The sequence below is a fragment of the Micromonospora sp. NPDC004551 genome (assembly GCF_040609975.1).
Classification (GTDB): domain Bacteria; phylum Actinomycetota; class Actinomycetes; order Mycobacteriales; family Micromonosporaceae; genus Micromonospora.
Genome location: NZ_JBEXLM010000016.1, coordinates 42,360 through 61,657 on the forward strand (window position 1 = coordinate 42,360; position 19,298 = coordinate 61,657).

At 77.1% G+C, this 19,298-nt stretch carries 13 protein-coding genes; 11 read left to right on the top strand and 2 right to left on the bottom strand.

Going from position 1 to position 19,298, the window contains the following annotated elements:
- Window positions 1–152: 152 nt before the first annotated feature.
- Complete coding sequence (locus tag ABZW14_RS19735; protein WP_355348200.1) at window positions 153–593, bottom strand: VOC family protein; 441 nt, start codon at window positions 591–593, stop codon at window positions 153–155.
- 31 nt (window positions 594–624) lie between these two features.
- On the bottom strand, window positions 625–1,071 hold the full coding sequence (locus ABZW14_RS19740; protein ID WP_355348203.1) for a phage holin family protein: 447 nt from the start codon (window positions 1,069–1,071) through the stop codon (window positions 625–627).
- A 123-nt stretch (window positions 1,072–1,194) separates the two neighbouring features.
- On the opposite strand from ABZW14_RS19740, the gene ABZW14_RS19745 reads away from it, so the two are divergent.
- From ABZW14_RS19745 to ABZW14_RS19795, 11 genes are read left to right on the top strand one after another with little or no spacing between them, the layout of a single operon-like run.
- A complete protein-coding gene (locus ABZW14_RS19745; RefSeq protein ID WP_355348206.1) occupies window positions 1,195–1,848 on the top strand; it encodes a hypothetical protein in 654 nt (217 codons plus the stop codon).
- Window positions 1,849–1,876: 28 nt separating this feature from the next.
- Window positions 1,877–2,149: a LysM domain-containing protein gene (locus ABZW14_RS19750; protein WP_355348209.1), complete on the top strand. Its 273-nt coding sequence runs from the start codon at window positions 1,877–1,879 to the stop codon at window positions 2,147–2,149.
- Between the two features lies 1 nt (window position 2,150).
- Window positions 2,151–3,302 carry a hypothetical protein gene (locus tag ABZW14_RS19755; RefSeq protein WP_355348212.1) on the top strand — a complete coding sequence of 384 codons (1,152 nt, stop codon included), beginning with the start codon at window positions 2,151–2,153 and terminating at the stop codon, window positions 3,300–3,302.
- A 19-nt stretch (window positions 3,303–3,321) separates the two neighbouring features.
- A complete protein-coding gene (locus ABZW14_RS19760) occupies window positions 3,322–3,819 on the top strand; it encodes a phage baseplate assembly protein V (RefSeq protein ID WP_091261546.1) in 498 nt (165 codons plus the stop codon).
- Window positions 3,819–4,136, top strand: coding sequence for a hypothetical protein (locus ABZW14_RS19765; protein WP_091261547.1), 318 nt, complete (start codon window positions 3,819–3,821; stop codon window positions 4,134–4,136). Before ABZW14_RS19760 ends, ABZW14_RS19765 begins: the two co-directional genes overlap by 1 nt.
- Window positions 4,133–4,516: a GPW/gp25 family protein gene (locus ABZW14_RS19770; RefSeq protein WP_355348216.1), complete on the top strand. Its 384-nt coding sequence runs from the start codon at window positions 4,133–4,135 to the stop codon at window positions 4,514–4,516. The genes ABZW14_RS19765 and ABZW14_RS19770 overlap by 4 nt, the downstream gene beginning before the upstream one ends.
- Window positions 4,513–7,017 (top strand): putative baseplate assembly protein, encoded by a 2,505-nt coding sequence (locus tag ABZW14_RS19775; RefSeq protein ID WP_355348219.1) that lies wholly within the window; start codon window positions 4,513–4,515, stop codon window positions 7,015–7,017. Before ABZW14_RS19770 ends, ABZW14_RS19775 begins: the two co-directional genes overlap by 4 nt.
- Before the next feature lie 56 nt (window positions 7,018–7,073).
- Complete coding sequence (locus ABZW14_RS19780) at window positions 7,074–9,572, top strand: baseplate J/gp47 family protein (protein WP_355348222.1); 2,499 nt, start codon at window positions 7,074–7,076, stop codon at window positions 9,570–9,572.
- Window positions 9,569–11,746 (top strand): phage tail protein, encoded by a 2,178-nt coding sequence (locus tag ABZW14_RS19785; protein WP_355348225.1) that lies wholly within the window; start codon window positions 9,569–9,571, stop codon window positions 11,744–11,746. Before ABZW14_RS19780 ends, ABZW14_RS19785 begins: the two co-directional genes overlap by 4 nt.
- 1 nt (window position 11,747) lies before the next feature.
- Window positions 11,748–14,825, top strand: a complete 3,078-nt coding sequence (locus tag ABZW14_RS19790) for a DUF6519 domain-containing protein (protein ID WP_355348228.1) — start codon at window positions 11,748–11,750, stop codon at window positions 14,823–14,825.
- Complete coding sequence (locus tag ABZW14_RS19795; protein WP_355348231.1) at window positions 14,822–19,297, top strand: DUF4157 domain-containing protein; 4,476 nt, start codon at window positions 14,822–14,824, stop codon at window positions 19,295–19,297. Before ABZW14_RS19790 ends, ABZW14_RS19795 begins: the two co-directional genes overlap by 4 nt.
- Window position 19,298: the final 1 nt, after the last annotated feature.

Sequence of the window (19,298 nt, forward strand, 5' to 3'; positions counted from 1 at the left end):
GGCCGGGATCCCGACCCGATCTGGCTGGCCGACCGGGACGCCGACTCGCTCGGTGCGAGGCGGGCGGTCACCGGCGAACCGTCACCTGCGCTCCGCCGACCACTGACCCCGGCGCGATCCGCTCTCGCTGGGAGGAACGTCCTTCGGCGGCGTCAGTTGAGCTGCTCGGCCAGCGCGACGATGACGCCCGCGGGCCCGCGGACGTAACAGAGCTGGTAGCTGTCCTCGTATCGCGTCAGCTCGCCGACGAGTTCGGCGCCCCGGGTGCGCAGGCGGGCAACGACGTCCTCGATGTCGTCGACGGCGAACATGATGCTGCGGAGACCCAGCGTGTTCGGCGGTGCGGCGGGCGGCTCGGCGCTCACCGCCGCCGGGGAGCGGAACCTCGTCAGCTCCACCCTGCCGTGGCCGTCCGGGGTCCGCATCATGGCGATGTCGGCCCGGACGCCGTCGAGCCCGTTGAGACGGTCCACCGACGGTCCCTCGATCGGCGCCTCGCCCTCCAGCTCCATGCCGAGTTCGGCGAAGAACGACACCGCGGCCTCGAGGTCGTCGACGACGATGCTGACGTGGTCCATCCGCTGAATCGCCATGCCGCCGAGCATAGTGACGGCCGCGTATGGATCACCGTCCGAGCGCGTCCCGGGCGGCGGCGGAGCCGGCGGGCACCACCCGGCCCGCGGTGGCCGAGACGGCGTTACGCACCTCGTCCGCCAGTCGCGCCGAGCTGCCACCCGCCGCCCGCAGCTGCGCCAGACCCGTGCGGCCGAGGACCGCGGCGGCGACGAGGTAGCCGGCGGTCAGTCCGGACACGGCCAGCCGCCGGGGCAGAAACGACTCCAGCATGCGCAGCACCGTCGTCGACGCCGCCCCGACGCCCAGCACCAGGCAGCCTCCGGCCGTAGCCAACAGGGCGAGACCGACTCCCGCGGGCAGGGCGGCGTCGGCGAGCTGTTGCCGGACCTCCCGCACCTCCTCGCGGACCACGTCGGCCACGTCCGCTGCCAGGCGCTCCGTGGGACTTGCCGTGCCCCGGTTCCGTCCCGGCTGGTGTGCCGCCTCTTCCGTCATCGCTCATTCCTCTCCCGCAACCGAGCGGCACCCGCATACCCTCAGGCTCAGCCGCCACACCCCGGGCGGCGAGGTGACGCGGGGGTGACGGCGGGGCGACGGCCCCGCGGGACCCTCGGCGGCGTGAGCAGCTTCCCGGGCAGCCCGCGTACGCTCCGCGGCGCCATCATCGCGGTGGACCCGCTGGGGCCGCTGTCCCGGGTCGTGGTGTTCCAGTACAACCCCGACCAGGTGCAGCGCACCATCGCGCCCCGCTCCGGCGGGGAGTCCGGGCAGCGGGCCGCCGACGCGCACCGCGCCTGGGGCGCGCCCACCGAGGCGATCACCATGACGGTCGACGTCGACGCCGCCGACCAGTTGGAGACCGGCGACCCGGTGGCCGCCACCGTCGGTGTCCTGCCCCAGCTGTCCGTGCTGGAGATGCTGCTGCACCCGGGCAGCGTCCGGGTGATCGCCAACTCGGTGCTGCTGGCCGCCGGGACCATCGAGATCCTGCCGGTGGAGCTGCCCATGGCGGTGCTGGTCTGGGGACCGGCCCGGGTGGTGCCGGTGCGGATCACCCAGCTCGGCGTCACCGAGCAGGCGTTCAACCCCGCGCTGAGCCCGATCCGGGCCACGGTGGACGTCTCCGCCCAGGTGCTCACCTACGACGACCTGTCGCTGACCGACGTCGGCTACGGGCTCTACCTCGCGCACCTGGTCGCCAAGGAGGTCCTCGCCATGGTGGGCGCGGTCACCGGCGCCGTCGACGCCGTCACCGACTTGGCCGGAGGGTGACATGACCGGGCGCTACGACTCTGTACCTGTGGCCGGGACGACCGTGCCCGACGGCGCTGGCGGCCTGCGCGAGGTGCGCTACCTGCGGCGGCGGTCGCTGCCGGAGCTGCGCGACGTGCGGGCCGCCGCCACCCACCGGGTGAGCGCCGGTGACCGGATCGACCTGGTCAGCCACCGGTATCTGGGCGACGCCGCCGCGTGGTGGCGGATCGCCGACGCCAATGGGGCGCTCGACCCCGAGGCGCTGACCGGCCCGGACGCCGAGGGCGAGCTGATCGTCATCCCGCTGCCGGGGGTGTGAGGTGCTGCTCGGGTCCGGGCTGCGGCTCACCGTCCTGGCGGGACGGACCGTGCCGCTGCCGCTGTCGGTGGACCTGGCCCAGCGCTGGCGCTCCACCCGGGTCACCGAGAGCGACGCCGAGCGCAGCGCCTTCTCGCTGGTTTTCGACGCCGGCCGGGCCGGCCCGCTCGCCGCCGTGGACAGCCCGTTCGGGCCGACCGGGCCGCTGGTCCCGTTCGCCCGGGTGGTGCTCGTGCTGACCTTCGGCGTGGTGCCGGTGGTGCTCTTCGACGGCATCGTCACCGAGACCCGGCTCGACCCGGGCACCGGCGCCGGTCGGGCCACCTTCACGGTCACCGGGGAGGACGTGGGCAACCTGCTCGACCGCGAGGACCGCGACGTCGAGCATCCCGCCCTCGACGACTACCTGACCGTGCTGAAGATCCTCGCCCCGTACGCGGCGCGCGGCATCCTGCCGAAGGCGCTGCCCGCCCCGGTCACCGACCCGCCGCTGCCGATCGACCGGATCCCCACCCAGCACGGCACCGACCTGGAACACCTCGCCGAACTCGCGGAGCGGCACGGCTACGTCACCTACGTCGACCCCGGCCCGCTGCCCGGGATCAGCTCGTTCTACTGGGGACCGCCGGTGCGGCTCGGCCTGCCGCAGCCCGCCCTCGCCGTCGACCTGGGCTCGGACAGCAACGTGCGCGAGGTGTCCTTCCGCACCGAGGCGACCCGCCCGGCCACGGTCACCGGCGCCGTGCACGACCGGCGGACCGGGGTCACCCTGCCCGTGGCCGCGGTGGCCAGCACCCGGCCGCCGCTGGCCGCCGTGCCGTTCGCGCTGGCCAACGCCGGGGACGTGCGGCGCCGCCGGCTGCGCGAGGGCAGCAGCGACGCGGTCTCCGCCTTCGCCCGCGCGCAGGGCGAGGTGGACCGCGGCGCCGACGCGCTGGTCGCCGAGGGCACCGCCGACGGCGCCCGCTACGGGGCGGTGCTGCGCCCGCGCGGCCTGGTCGGCATGCGCGGCGCCGGCTGGAGCCACGACGGCCTCTGGTACGTCCGCCAGGTCGAGCACGACCTCGCCTACGGCGGCTACCGGGTCGGCTTCACCCTGTCCCGCGACGGGCACGGCTCGATCACCCCCGCGCTGCCCCGGAGCCCGTCATGACCACCCGGGAGGAGCGGCGATGACCCGGCAGTTCTTCGGTGTCTACCGAGGCAAGGTGGAGCAGAACGTCGACCCGATGCTGCGCGGGCGGGTGCAGGTGTCCGTCCCGAAGGTGCTCGGCGACGGGCGGCTGGCCTGGGCCGAGCCGTGCGTGCCCTACGCCGGCAACGGTGTCGGCGGGTTCAATCTGCCGCCGGTGGGCGCCGCCGCCTGGGTGGCGTTCGAGGGCGGCAACCCCGACTACCCGGTCCTGCTGGGCTGCTACTGGCAGGTCGGCGAGTCGCCCGCGCCCGGCCTGCCGCAGCAGCGGGTGTTCCAGTCCGACTCGGTGAGCGTGACGGTCAGCGACCTGCCCATGGTCGGCGGCCTGACCATCGAGGTGGGGCCGCCGGCCGTGCTGATCCCGCTCAAGGTGGTGCTCGGCTCCGGCGGGATCGAGCTGTCCACCGGGGCCACCAAGGTCGTCCTCGACGGTGTGCGGGTCTCGGTCAACGACGGCGCGCTGGAGGTGATGTGATGCCCGGACCTCTCGTGCACCAGGGCGCCGTGGTGATCTGCGCGCACGGCGGCCAGGCGATGCCCACCGTGCCCAACCCCCGGGTACGCGTCGGCGGCCAGGCCACCGTGCTGCTCGCCGCGCCGTGGACGGTGGCGGCCTGCCCGTTCCCGCCGGTCTCCGGCGGCCCCTGCGTGACCAGCGTGTGGAGCGTCGGCAGCGTCCGGGTGCGCTCCATGGGACAGCCCCTCGTGCTGGCCAGTGGCCTGGCCACCTGCGCGCCGACCGGGGTGCCGCTGGCGGTCACCGCCAGCCAGTTCCGGGCGGTGGCGACGTGACCGCCGGCCGGCACGTCGGCTTTCCCCTGCGGGTCGGCGGCCGCGGCCGCACCACCTTGGTCGGCGACGAGGACTACCTGCGCGGCCTGGTCGAGGCCGTGCTCTTCACCCGCCCCGGCGAACGGGTCAACCGGCCCGACTTCGGCAGCGGCGTCGACCGGCTCGTCTTCGCCCCGGCCGGCGACGAGATGGCGCACGCCACCCGGGCGCTGGTGCACGGCGCGCTGCAACGCTGGCTCGGCGAGCTCGTGCAGATCGACGACGTGCGGGTCGAGGCGGCCGACGCCCAGCTGCGGGTGACCGTCAGCTACGTGCCGCTGGTCGCCGGGGCGGCCGTCGGCGAGCGCCGCACCCTCACCGTGCTGGGCGGCACCCCGTGACCGCGCCGCTGCTCGACCGGGAGGCCCGCCGGGCGCTCGTCGAGGGAGAGAGCACCTTCGACGGGATCGACCACGTCGAGGTGCTGTCGAACCGGCCCGGCACCCCGGGGCACGTTCCCGGCGCGCCCCGCCAGCGCACCCTCCTGGTGCACCTGCTGCGCGGCCCGGTCCCCGCCGACCTCGACGCCGGCCGGGTCCGCCTCCTCGGCGGGGTACGGGTCGACCCGCGGGTCAACCCGGTGCGGGTGCTCTGGGCGTACCCGGCGAACGTGGTGGCGGCCGGGCCGCCGCCCGGGGTGACCGCGGCCGACCGGACGCTGGTGACCGGGGCGGTGCCGGCGCCCGAGCGGGCCCGGGTGCTGGTGGTGCGCACCTCCTCCAGCGGGGACTGGTCCAGCTACCTGCTCGCCCTCACCGGCCCGGGCGGCGAGGGCTTCCCGGCCGGCTTCGACGAGCCGCTGGCCACCTGCCCGTTCGCCTTCGCCGTCGACTGCCCCGACGAGCTGGACTGCCGGCCCGACGGCGGCTGCCCGCCGGTGCCCGCCACCACCCCCGCCCTGGACTACCTGGCTCGCGACTACGCCGGTCTGCGCACCCGGCTGCTCGACCGGCTCGCCGTGCTGCTGCCCGGCTGGACCGACCGCAACGCGGCCGACCCGCTGGTCACCCTCGCCGAGCTGTTCGCCTACGTGGGGGACCGGCTCACCTACCGGCAGGACGCGATCGCCGCCGAGGCGCACCTGGCCACCGCGCGGCTGCGCCCCTCGGTGCGCCGGCACGCGCGGCTGCTCGACTACCGGATGCACGACGGCTGCGCGGCCCGGACCTGGCTGACGTTCCGCACCGGCGCGCCCCTGACCCTGCCGGCGCGCACGCCGGTCGCCGGGGTCGAGGACCCGCTGCCGCCCGACGCCGGGGTCGAGGTCGCGGTGGACGCCGGCGCCACCGTCTTCGAGACCCTCGCCCCGGTGGCGCTGCGCCCGGCCCGCAACCAGCTCGACCTGCACGCCTGGGGTGACCCGGACGCCTGCCTGCCGGCCGGCGCGACGAGCGGCTGGCTCCGGCACCCGGCCGGCGCCGACCCGCAGCTGCGCGCCGGCGACGTCCTCGTCCTCGCGCCCGCCGACGAGACCGGGACCGTGGTGGGCGACGAGGCCCGGCGGCAGGCCGTCCGGCTCGACCGCGACCCGGTCACCCGCGCCGACCCGCTCGCCCCCGCCGGCACGGTCGTCCGCGAGCTGCACTGGGCCGCCGAGGACGCCCTGGCCGTCCCGCTGCCGGTGGCCCGACGGGCCGCCGACGGCACCGCCGCCCCGGCCGCCGTCGCCCTCGCCAACGTCGCGCTCGCCGAGCACGCCGCCGCGCTGCCCCCGCGCGGGCTGCTGCCGCCGCAGGCCCCCGCCGACGGCGCGTACCGGCCGCGGCTGCCCACCGGGCGGCACCCGGTGGCCTGGACCGACGCGGTGGTGGACGCGCGCAGCGCCGCCGCCGCGCTGCGCCCCGACCCGCGCCGCGCGCTGCCCGCCGTGCTGCTCGACGACGGCAGCCGCACCTGGACCCCGGTGCCCGATCTGCTGGCCAGCGGCCGGCTGGACCCGCACGTGGTCGCCGAACCGGAAACCACCGGCGTGCTGCGGCTGCGCACCGGCGACGGGATCAACGGCCGCCGGCCGGCGCCCGGCGTCACGCTCACCGCCTGGCCCCGGGTCGGCGGCGGCACCGCCGGCAACGTCGGGGCGGACGTGCTCACCCTGCCGCTGCCCACCGCCGCGTGGGCGGTGCCGGCCGGCCTGAGCGTCAGCAACCCGCTGCCGGCCACCGGCGGGGTCGACCCCGAGTCCGTCGACGAGGTGAAGGAGTTGGCCCCGTACGCGTTCCGCACCCAGTTGCGCGCCGTGACCAGCGCCGACCACGCCGCCGCCGCCGAGGAGAACCCGGGCGTGCAGCGCGCGGTGGCCCGCCGCCGCTGGACCGGCTCCTGGTACGCCCAGGAGGTCACCCTCGACCCGGTGGCCCGCCGGGCCGGCGATCCCACGCTCGCCGCCGAGGTGGCCGCGCTGCTCGACGTACGCCGGCTGGCCGGCACCGACGTGGAGCTGGCGCCCCCCGCGCACGTCCCGCTGGAGATCGTCCTCGGGGTCTGCGTCACCGACGGCCACCTCGCCGCCGACGTGGAACGGCGGCTGCGCGCCGAACTGTCCAACCGGGTGCTGCCCGACGGCCGGCTCGGGTTCTTCCACCCCGACCGGCTCACCTTCGGCCAGTCCCTGTACGTCTCCGACCTCGTCGCCGCCGTCATGGCCGTGCCCGGCGTCGGCTACGTCGAGGTGGCCGACGACGACGTCACCGGCCTGAGGTTCCGCCGGCTCGGCCGCCCGCCCGCCGGGGAGGTGGCCCGCGGCCGGATCGACGCCGCCGCCCGCGAGGTGCTGCGCGCCGACAGCGACCCGAGCAACCCGGAGTACGGCCGGGTCGCCTTCCATCTGCGCGGTGGCGCGTGAGCTGCGGCTGCGGTGGCGGATGCGGGTGCGACCCGCTGCGGCCGCCCGCGCCCGAGGTGACCAACCCGCCTGGCCAGCCCGCCCTGGCCTGGCGGGTCGCCCCGCACAGCCACGCCCTGGCCCGGATGCGGGCCGCGCTCGCCGACCCGGGACTGCCGGCCGGCGTGCGGGCGGTGGCCGGGCAGGACGGGGACGACCCGCTGCTGGCGCTGCTCGACGCCGCCGCCGTGATGACCGACGTGGTGTCGTTCTACACCGAGCGGATCGCGCAGGAGTCGTACCTGCGCACGGCCACCGAGCTGACCTCGGTGCGCAACCTCGCCGGCATGATCGGCTACCAGCCGCGCCCCGGCGTCGCCGCCGCCGTGGACATCGCCTTCGACGTGGAGGACGCGCCGGGCGCACCGTCGCAGGTGGACGTGCCGGCCGGCACGCCGGTGCAGTCGGTGCCCGGGCAGGGCGAGCTGCCGCAGACCTTCGAGACCGGCGCCGACCTGCGCGCGTACGCGGTGTGGAACGCGATCCCCGGCGCCACCGCCGGGCCGCAGGAGATCGACTTCGCCACCGACGCGATCTGGCTGCGCGGCACCGCGCTCGGGGTGCGGTCCGGCGACGGCGTGCTGGTGGTCGGCGCCGAACGCCGCCGCTACGGGCGCACCCCCGCCCACAGCCGGGCCGCCGCCGACCGGCGGCGCGACGACGAGCGCTGGGACTTCCGCGTCGTCACGGCCGTCGAGGAAGGCCCGCCCGGCCTCGCCGGCTGGACCCGGCTGGTGCTGGCCGAACGGATCGGCTGGCGGCGTGCGACGCCGCTGACCGCCGAGGAGGACGTGCAGGTCCACGCCTTCGCCACCCGGACCAACCTGTTCGGCTGGAACGCCCCCATGGCGGGCCTGCTCGCCGGGAACCACCCCCCACCGCCCGGCATCACCAACGGCGAGTGGGACGACATCGACAACCCGTTCCCGCCCGGCCACCCGACCCCAGCCGACGTGGTCGAGGTCGACGGCGACCACCCCCGGATCGTGCCCGGCTCCTGGCTGCTGCTCGAACGCCCCGACTACCGCGAGCTGTACGCCGTCGAGGCGGCCGACCCGGCCGGCGACTCCCGGTTCGGAGTCAGCGGCCGGACCACGCAGGTGCGCGTCGACATCACCGAGAACCTGGACACCTTCGGCCGCCGGGAGACCCTGGTACGCGGCGAGTCCCGGCCGCTGCCGGCGGCGGAGCGGCCCCTCATGGAGCCGGTCGGCGGCCGGCGGCTCACCCTGGTCGCCACCGACCCGCCGCTGCCCGCCGGCCGCCGGGTGGTGGTCACCGGGTTCCCGCCCGGCGGCCCGCCCGCCGACCCGCTCGTCGCGGCGGCCACCGCACCACCGCTGGCCGAGACCGCGGTGGTGCTGGCCTGCGCGGTCGCCGCCGACGGCCGGACCATGACCGTCGACCTGGACCGCGACCTCACCCTGAGCTACGACCCGCGCGGCCTGCGGGTGCGCGGCAACGTCGCCGCGGCCACCCACGGCGAGACCGTCGTCCAGCCGCTCGGCAGCGGCGACCCCACGGTCGCGTTCCAGCGGATGCGCACCCGGCGCGGCCCGCTCACCCACGTCCGCGACGACAGCCCCGCCGGCGCGCGCAGCACCCTGGAGGTCCGGGTCGACGGCGTGCGCTGGGAGCCGGTGACCGCGCTGGACACCTCCGGCCCGCGCGACCGGGTGCACACCGAACGGCTCGACGACGAGGGCCTGGCCACCGTCACCACGGGCGACGGCCGGCACGGCGCCCGGCTGCCCGGCGGCGTGGAGAACGTCGTGGCCACCTACCGGGTCGGGGTCGGCGCCGCCGGCGCGGTCCAGGCGGGCCAGCTCAGCATCCTGCCCCGCCGCCCGTACGGGGTGCGGGCCGCCGGCAACCCCGCCCCGGCCCGGGACTGGGCCGATCCGGAGCAGCTCGACGCGGCGCGGGCGCACGCCCCGCTGCGGATCCGCACCCTGGACCGGGCGGTGTCGGTGGCCGACCACGAGGACTTCGCGGCCGGCTTCGCCGGGGTCACCCTGGCCCGCGCCGACGACGTGTGGGACGGCCGGGAGCAGGTCGTCGTCGTCTCCGCGCTGGGCGCGGCGGCCGGTGGCGGGGCCGCCCCGGCCGGGCCGGAGCTGGTCGCCGCGCTGCGCGCCGCCCTGGTGGCCGCCCGCGACCCCGGCACCCGGCTCGCCGTGCTGGCCGGGCAGACCGTCCCGTTCGGACTGCACGTCGACCTCGCCCACGACCCGGCGTACCCGCGCGCCGACGTGGAGGCCGCCGTCCGCGCCGCCCTCGCGGCCGCGTACACGCCGCCGGCGCTGGGCTTCGCCACCGGGGTGGTGGCCTCCCGGGCCCTGGTCACCGTGCGCGCGGTGCCCGGGGTACGCGCCTGCACCCTGCCCCGGCTCGCCGCGCCTCCCGGCTCCGTCGCCGTCGACCTGCTGGCCGCGCTGCCCGGCCGGTTCGCCGGCACGGTGCGCCCCGCCCAGGTGCTCACCCTCGCCGAGGTGACGATCGGGGTGATGTCGTGACCGAAACCGCCCTGCGCCGCCTGCTCGACCTGGTGCCGGTGCACCTGCTCGCCCGCGACGCCCAGGCCGACGGCGGCACCGGCCCGCTCACCGCGCTGCTCGCCGCGGTGGCCGGCGAGCTGGAGCTGCTGGAGGCCGACCTCGACCGGCTGCACGACGGGTTCTTCGTCGAGACCTGCGCCGAGTGGCTGGTGCCGTACCTCGCCGACCTGGTCGGCGTCGCCGAACTGCCGCCCGACCTCGGGGTCACGGTGAGCCGGCGGGCCCTGGTCGCCAACACCGTCGCCTACCGCCGGCGCAAGGGCACCGTGGCCGTGCTGGAACAGGTCGCCCGGGACGTCACCGGCTGGCCGGCCCGCGCCGTCGAGCACCACCCGCTGCTCGTGGGCGCAACCCACGTCAACCACGTCCGCCCCGACCGGCCGGCCACCGTCTCGCTGCGCGGCGCCGCCCGGATCGAGGCCGCCGCCGTGGTCAGCCCACCCGGGCCGCGCGGCGCCCTCGACCCGCTCACCCACACCGCCGAGGTACGCCGCATCCCCACCCTGCGTGGCCGCTACGGCATCGACCACGTGGCCGTGCACCTGTTCCCGACCCAGGCGTACGAGGTGGGCGCCCCCGAGGCCGACCCGCCGGCCGGCCCGAACGGCGGCTGGTCGGCCGCCCGGGCGGCAGGGGACCACTGGACGTTCGACCCGCTGGGCCGGGCCGTGCCCCTGTACGCCCCGCCCCGCCGCGAGGAGGCCGTCGAGCGGCTCGCCACCGAGGCGGACCTGCCCGTGCCACTGCGCCCGCGCCGGCTGCTCGACCTGCTCGGGCAGGCCCGGGGCGGCACCCTGCCGGCGGCCGCGCTGCCGCTCGGCGTACGGCTGCGGGTCGGCGGTGTCGACCAGCCCGACCTGCCCCCGGACCGGATCCGGGTCTGCCACCTGGAAGACCTCGCCTCCGGCGCGGCGCCGCAGGTGATGGTCGATCCGGTGGCCGGGCGGCTGCGGGTCCACGCGCCGGCCGCCCCCGACGCGGTCTTCGTCCGCTACGCCTACGGCGGCCTCGCCGACGTCGGCGCCGGCACCTACGACCGCACCGCCGCCCACGAGGCGCTGCTCGCCACCGACGCGGGCGCCCCGGTGACCGACGACGGGCCGGACGCGCCGCCCGCCGCCGGCCAGACCGAGGTGTGCTCCGGCGCGTCCGCCCCCGCCGGCAGCGTGCCCACCCTCGTGGCCGGCCTGGCCGCGGCCGAGGCGTCCTGGGCCGCCCCCGGCAGCACCACCCGCGGCGGCACGTACGTCGTCTCGGTCGCCGACAGCGCCGCCTACCTTGGGGACGTCGCGGTCACCGTGCCCGCCGGCACCCGGCTCGTGCTGGTGGCCGCCGGCTGGCCGACCCGCCGCCGCCCCGACGGCGAGGTGCTCGCCCCGGTCCCCGGCCGGTACGCCCCCGACGGGCTGCGCCCGCACCTGCGTGGCAACCTGCGGATCACCGGCGAGCCGGGCAGCAGCGTGGTCGTCGACGGGCTGCTCGTCGAGGGCGACGTGATCGTCGCGCCCGGCCAGCTCGGCCATCTCACCGTCGCGCACGCCACGGTCACCGGCGCGATCCGCGTCTCCTCGGCCGCCGGCGGGCCCAACAGCCGGCTCCAGCTCCGGCTCAGCCGGGTGGTGGCCGGCGCCGTCACCCTCGCCGCCACCGTGCCGATGGCCACCGTGGACACCTGCGTGCTCGACGCCACCACCGCCGGCGGGACCGCACTCGCGGGCGAGGGCGTGCACGTCTGCCTGGAGGGCAGCACCGTGCGCGGCGCGGTGCGGGTACGCAGCCTCGACGCCAGCAGCTGCGTGCTCGACGGGCCGGTGGCGGTGGCCCACCGGCAGGTCGGCTGCCTGCGATTCAGCTACGTCGCCCCCGGCTCGCGCACCCCGCGCCGCTACCGCTGCGTGCCGGCTGAGGGCGAGCCCGGCCCGCTCCCGGTGTACGCGGCCACCGACCCGGCCTCGCCCGCGTACCCGGCCCTCGCCGGGTCCTGCCCCGTGGCCATCCGGGAGGGCGGCGAGGACCGGGCCGAGCCGGGCGTGCACCACCACCTCAGGCGACCGCTGCGGCTCCGGGCGGCGCAGCGGCAGCTCGACCCCTACCGGCCGGTCGGCATCGAGCTCGGGATCTTCGGGAGTTGACGTGCACGGAGACTTCACCCGCTGGACGTTCGACCCGCGCGACGGCTACCGCCAGGTGCTGTTGCAGCAGGGCCGGATGCTGCTCGACGCCGAGTGGAACGAGCAGACGAAGATCACCGCCTGGCACGACGAGGAACGGACCCGCGACATCGTCGGCAAGGCCGGCGGGCCGCTCGACGGGGCCGGCTTCGCCGTGGTCGACACCGCCGGCGCCACCCCCACCGCGACCGCCTGGGCGGACCTGCGGATCACCCCCGGCCGCTACTACGTCGACGGCGTGCTGGTCGACGCCGCCCCGCCGGCGGCCGGCGGGGCCGGGCACAAGCTCGCCGACCAGCCCTACCTGCCCAAGATCGGTGACCTGCCCGGCCTGCCCGAGCCCACCGCCGACGGCCGGTACGCCGTCCTGCTCGACGTCGCCGACCAGCACGTCACCGCCGACCAGGCGCCCCGGCTGCGGGAGTCCGCCCTCGGCGGACCGGACACCACCACCCGGGCCCGCACCGTGTGGCAGGTCCGGCTCGTCAAGGTGGCCGCCGGCACGGCCTGCGCGAACGTGGTGGACCCCGTGTGGGGCGGCCGGACCGCACCCACCATGACCGCCGCGCTGCGCGAGGTGGACCCGACCGCCGACCCGTGCCGGCTGAGCGGCTCCGGCGGCTACCGGCGGCTGGAGAACCAGCTCTACCGCGTCCAGGTCCACGACGTGGCCACCGACGGCACCGCCCGCTACCTGTGGTCCCGCGAGAACGGCAGCGTGGTCGCCGGGCTGACCGCCATCGGCCCGCCCTCGGCGGCCGCCGCGGCGGCCGGGATGGACGCCGAGCTGACCCTGGACCGGGTCGGCCGGGACGAGGAACTGTCCTTCCGCGAGGGCGACCTCGTCGAGGTGACCAGCCCCGACCGCGAGCTGCACGGCCGGCCCGGCCACCTGGCCACCGCCGGCGCCCCGGACGGGACCGCGCTGCCGGTGACGTGGGCCGCCGGCGCACCGGCCAGCCTCGCGGCGCTCGGCCGCACGCCGATCGTCCGCCGCTGGGACGGCCCCGCCCAGGTCGCCAACGCCAGCCCCGACGAGCTGGACGACGCCGGCATCGAGGTGCGCTTCGGCGCCGGCGACTTCCGCGTCGGCGACCACTGGCTGATCCCGGCCCGCACGGTCCGCCTGGTCTACGGCGTCAGCGCCCTCTCCGGCACCATCGACTGGCCCACCGATGAGCTCGGCAACGCCCTGGCCCGCCCGCCGCTGGGACCGGTGCACCACGTCGCGGTGCTCGGCATCCTCCGCCGCACCACCGTCGGCGGCGCCGGCCGCTGGGCGCTCGACGACGACTGCCGGCCGCTCACCCCGCCCCTGACCGACCTGGTCACCCTCGACCTGCTCGGCGGCGACGGCCAGCAGGCCCCGCCCGGCCAGCCGCTACCCGAACCGGTGCGGGTGGTCGTCCGCAACGGCGGCCGGCCGGTGCACCGCGCCCGGGTCCGGTTCACCGCCGTCGACGGGCACCTGGCCACCGGCGTGCCCACCGCCGCCGACCCGGCGCAGGTGGTCCTGGAGACCGACGCCCACGGCCAGATCGACGTGCGCTGGCTGCTGCCCAGCACCGGTGCGACCACCCGAGTGCTCACGGCGGTCCGGCTCGACGACGCCGACGCCCCGGTCGACGCCGAGGTCCGGGTCACCGGCCGCCGCGACGAGGGCGGCACGGTCTGCCTCGTGGTCCGCCCCGAGGCCGACCTGGCGCAGCTGTTCGCCGACCTGTCCGGGGTCACCGCGCTGGCGCTCTGCCTGACCGCGGGGGAGTGGACGCTGAAGGAGCCGGCGGTGCTCATCGGAGTGTCCTGCGTGCTGGTCACCGGGGTCGGCTCCGCCACCCGGATCGTCGCCGCCGCCGAGTCGGCGCTGCGGTTCATCGACTGCGGCGAGGTGCAGGTCCGCGACCTGTCCGTGGCCGCGGCGCCGGCCGAGAACGACCAGCGCAACGGCGCCCTCGACATCCAGCGCACCGGCCTGGTCCTCGTCGAACGGGTCCAGGCCGAGATGGGCGACGCCCCGGCCGCCGTCGGCAGCGGGATCACCGTCCGCGGCGACGACCGCGAGGGCGGCCGGCCGGTGGAGCGCGCCGTGGTCCGGGACTGCCGGGTCGAGGCGGGCCACGCCCAGACCGGCGTGCTGGTCCTGAACAGCCGGCGCACCGACGTGACCGGCTGCGACGTGGTGGCCACCGGCGACCCGGGCGCCGACCCGGAGAAGCGGTTCCTCGAGTGGCTGAGCGATGCCCGCTTCGCCCGGCGGATCGCCCGGCGGGCCGTGCACCCGCTGCTCGCCGGGGAGGACGGGCTCGGCCTGCGGCGCGGCTGGTCGTCGCTCGTGGAAGCCCGCACCCTGCGGTTCGCCTCCGAGATCGACGACTCGAAGGGCTGGACCGCCTACCTCGGCGACCAGCAGGTCAAGACCGTCGAGGAACTCCAGGACCTGGTCCGCGACGACCTGGTCCGGCACAACCCGGACTCCCGGTTCTTCGACGAGCGGACCCGCTTCGCCGCCTGGCTGCGGCGGGTCGCCGAGGAGTTCGCCACCGCGGCCACGGCCACCGCCGGCATCACCGTCGCCGGGACCACCGCCGCCGACGTCCGGGTCCGCGACAACACCGTCGCGGGCGCGCTCACCGGCATCAGCGTCGCCCTGGGCGACCCCGACAAGGAGCGCGAGACGGTACGCCGGGTGTGGATCACCGGCAACACGGTCACCCCGCCGGCGCGTGCCGCCACCGCCTACCTGCACCAGGGCGTGTACGTCGGGGACTGCCACCGCCTCGACGTGTCGTCCAACGTGGTCGACCTGACCGGCGCCGAACCCGGCTACCCCGTGCAGGGCCTGCTCTGCGCCGGCCGGCTCGGCCCGCACGCCGTGGCCGCCGCGAACACGTTCGACGGCACCGTGCTCGGCATCCGGGTGGTTCCCGGCCCGTCGGGCTCGCCCGCGCTGTGGGTGGCGCGCGACAATCTGTGCACCACCGGCCCGGCGCTGGTCGACGGCACCGGGGCGTGGCGCGACGAGGGGAATGTGGGCGTGTGAGGGTGGCGGAGGCGGCCGAGCCGTCCCGGTCGGGCGACCGGGACGAGCCCCAGCGCGCCCGCCCGACGGCGCAACGGCCGGCCGAGCGGGCGGGCAGGGCCGCCCGCAGCACCCACAGCGTCGCCCGCATCCCGGTGCACGCCCCGCCCGACCCGGCCGCCGAACACGACGCCCACGCCACCGCAGCCCGCCTCGTCGCCGCCCGACCCACCCACGCCACCGCCGCCCGGCCCACGCACGGCACCGCGGCCCGGCCCACGCACGGCACCGCGGCCCGGCCCGCGCCGCCGGCCGCCCCGGCGGCCCGGCCGGTCGCCCGGCTGGCCACCGTGCCCGATTCCCGGCTCGGCGCCGGCCGGCAGCTGACCGGCGCCGAACGCGCCCGCTACGAGCCGGGGCTCGGCATGGACCTCACCGGGGTACGCCTGCACGACGGCCTCGCCGCCAAGCTCGCCGCCCGGGAACGGCGGGCGCACGCCTTCACGTACGGCAACCACGTGGTGCTCGGCGCCGGGCCCGGGCCGGACCGGGACCTGGTGCTCGCCCACGAACTGGCCCACGTCCGCCAGCAGGCCCGCCCGGCGCCCGCCCCGGCCACCGAGCACTCCGGTCGCGGCCCACCGGCCGCCCCGGTCCGGTCCGCGCCGCTCGGCGTGCAGTGCTTCGCGCTCGCCGACACCGCCGTGGGCCGGTTCGTCTCCGACACCGCGACCGACGCCGCCGCCCTGGGCCGTGGCGCGCTCGACACCGCCCTCGACGTGGGCGGACAGATCGCCGGGACCGCCCTGGAGGCGGCCTCCGCGGTCGTTGACCGGCTCGCGCCCGGCCTGCTGGAGTTCCTCCGCGGCGGCGCGCTGGTCCGGCTGCGCGAGCTGCTCTGCACCGGCGTCAACACACTGCTCGGCCGGCTGCTGGCCGGCCTCGCCGACGTCGACCCGATGTCCGCGATCGAGTCCACCTTCGCCGGGCTCGCCCAGGGCGTCCGGGACGTCCAGGCCCGCCTCGGCGGCGCCGCCCGGTCGACCGTCGGCGCACTACTGCGCCCGGTCGTGGCCGCCCTCCAGGAATGGGACGGCCCGATCATCCGGAACCTGCGGACCGCCGCGGACACCGTCAACGCACTCTTCACCGGACTCTGGGACCACCTCGCGGTCCCCGCGCTGGACCTGCTCGGCGCGGCGGGCGGCGCGGTCTGGGAGTCGTTCACCCGGCTGGGCGGCTGGCTCTGGGACCTCACCGCGCCCATCCGCGCCGGCGCGTCGTACGCCTGGGACTGGCTCAGCACCCAGTTCGGTCTGGCCTGGGACAGCACCGAGGGCGCCCGCAGCTGGCTCGGCAACCTCGCGAACTCGGCCTGGGAGACCCTGCGGGCCACCATCGAACCGATCCGTACCCCGCTCATGGTGGTCGGCGGCATCCTGGTCATGCTCTCCCCGCTCGGCCCCGTGGTGGTGCTGACGCAGGTGCTCCCGCCGCTATGGGACGGCCTGACCTGGCTCTGGGAGAACTGGAACACCCAGGAGATCCTGGTCGCCGCCCGGCAGGTGCTTCAGCACCGCATCCTGCCCACCGTCATCGACGCGGTCGCCGGCGCAGCGGACTCGCTGGCCGCCGCGGCGACCTGGCTCGCCGACGTGGCCGGCCAGGTCGGCACCGCGATGGGCGGCGTGCTCGGGGCATTCGGCGCCAGCACCTGCCTCACGGCGGTGTCCGCCCTGCTCACCGGGGTCGCCAACCAGTTCACCCGGATGGCGGCCTGGGCGCGCGACGGGTTCGGCCGGCTCACCGAAGCCCTGCACGGAGTCTTCGACGCGCTGATCGCCATCTTCCAGCCCATCCTGGACTTCCTGGTCCGGCTGGCCGTGGTGGTGGCCAACCCGCTCATGCTGCCGGTCGTCATCGGCGCGGTGATCTGGCTGCTCTGCCCGGACGACCTCAAGCCGCCGGTCATCAACTTCGTGCTCGACCTGCTCATCGTGACGATCGGCGCACTGCCCACCCTGCTCACCGGCCTCGGCCCGCTCGGTGCGCTGCTACGCGAGGGCGTGGTCGGCTTCCTCACCCAGCTCCGCTACGGCGAGCGGATCGGCGACCAGCAGCGCATCGACGCCAGCAACAAGATCGCCAACCTGGCCGCAGGCGGGGGCGTGTCCTTCGTGGCCGGCATGGCGTGGGGCATCGTGCAGGGCGTCGTCGACGGCATCATCGACCCGTTCCGGCTGCTGTTCATGCTGGCCCAGCTCCTGGTGGCCGCCGCACGCGCGGTGGCCCGGGTCGTCCAGGCGTACGCCCCCGGCATGGCCCTGGTCCGGGGCCCGCCGGCGGTGAGCCCGGCCGGCGGTGCCGCGCCGACGATCACCGCGGCCCCGCCGACCCCGACCACCGCTCCCGGCGCCGGCTCCGGACCGTTGGCGTCCAGTGTGGCCGTCGCGGCGCCCGCCGGGGGATCGGTGCCGGCCTCGGGGGTCACCGCGCCGACCGGTACCGGCCCCACCGCAACGGCCACCGCCGCCGGCTCGGCCGTGATCGCCGGTCCGACGGCAACCGTCGCTCCGACCGCCGTGGCCGCCGCTCCGACGGCCGACGGCGGCGGGGCGGGCGGCGGCGCCGTCGAGCTCGCGACAGTGCCCGGCGAACCGACCGACGCGCAGATCGTCGCGGCGCTGCCGGCCGGCGCCCTCGCGCAGGCGACGGCCGGTGGGGCGGAGGCCGACCTCGACCCCGCCACCCTCGAAACCGGCATGCGCGCCGAGGTGCAGAGCGAGGGCGCCACCGTGGGCGGGCTCGCGCAGCTCCTCGGCGACGCCTGGGCGGCCATGGTGGCCGGCGCCCAGTCGCTCGGCGCGCGCGCCGCCGACGCGCTGCTCGAATTCATCATGCTGCCCGACTTCGAGCTGGGCCGGAAGATCGGCTTCGTGGCCGGGTTCCTGCTGCTCCAGGCCGCCATCATCTATTTCAGTGCCGGCGGCTACGCCGCCCTCGAGGCAGCCGGGCCGATAATGCGCCCCCTGCTGATCTACCTGCTGCGCTTCCTCGACCTCGGCGGCGAGCTGCTGGGCGTCCTCGGCCGGGCGCTGCGCCCGCTGCGCGGACCGCTCCTGCGCGGCATCGGCGCGGCGCGCGGCTTCCTCAGCCGGTTCCGCTTCGCCGCCGGCCTCCTCGAACGGGTCGAGGGGCTGGCCGGGCGGATGCTCGGCCTGGGCGACGAGGCGGCCCTCGCCGCGAGCCGGGCCGCCCAGGGCGCCGAGGCCGGCGCGTCCCGCACCGCCCGGGAGGCGGTCGAGGCCGGCGTGGCCCGGGAGGGCGCGACGACCGGCGCGTCCCGCACCGGCCGGGAGGCGGTCGAGGCCGGGGCCGCCCGCGAGGCCACCGAGGCCGGCACGGCCCGGGCCGGCCGGGAAGGCGCCGAGGGCGCGGCCACCCGGGAGGCCGACGAGCTGGGCGAGGGAGCGGTCCGCGCCACCGACGAACCGGGCACCCCGACACTGGCCGACGACGCCGCCAAGGCGGCCCAGTACCCGGAGGCGGTGGCCGAGGCCCGGGCCATCGAGGCCACCAACGACGCGCTCGACAGCCCCGTTCCGGTGCTGCTCGCGTCGTTGATGGTGCTCAAGCGCCGGTACCGCTGGATCGAGACGTTCAGCGCCACCCCGGTCGGTCCCGGGGTGTACGAGGTCGAGATGATCGCCAGCCGTACCTCATTGGGCCGCTACACCACCGGCGGCCCGTCGCTGCCCGGGCCGCGCAGCCCGCACGCGGCGGAGATCGACCGGCTGATGGCCGAGGCCGAGGGGCTCGGGCAGCGGCTCAGCCGGGAGGAACTGGAACGCGCGGCGGCGGCCGACCCGGAGGGCTTCGCGCAACTGGCGGATCGGGTGCGGCAGGAGATGGCTGAGCGGGCCGGCGGGCGCACCGGCCTGGCCGCCCAGGCCGAGGCCGACCTCGCCGGGGCGGGCGAGCACTTCGGCCCCGGCCACCAGGGTCCCGGCCGGCCGCGCGCGGACGTCGCCATGGCGGAGAGCCACGCCGTCGCCCGGGAGGCGGGGGTGCCGGAGACGATCCTCGGCGACGCCACCCCGATGACCCGGGCCGACTTCGAGGCCGCGCTGCCCACCAGCGGTCCGGGCCTGACCCGGCCCGCACCCCCGGCGATCCCGATCCGCAACGCGTCCGGGCAGTTCACCAATCGCGGGGTCGGGCGCAGCAGCGTGCAGAACATCGACGTACGGCACGACATCGAGCTGCTGGAGGCGGCCGGCGCCAACAACTTCCGGATCAACCAGACCCAGGTCGACGTCACCGACACCCTCCGCCTCGGCACCAACCGCCCCGACGTGCAGGCGACGCTGAACGGCCGGCGGATCCACATCGAGTACGACCGGGCGCCCGGCGACCGGGCCCTGGAGCACGCACGGCGGATCCTCAGCAACGACCCGAACGCGATCGTCCTGCTGAAGATCGTCGACTTCTGAC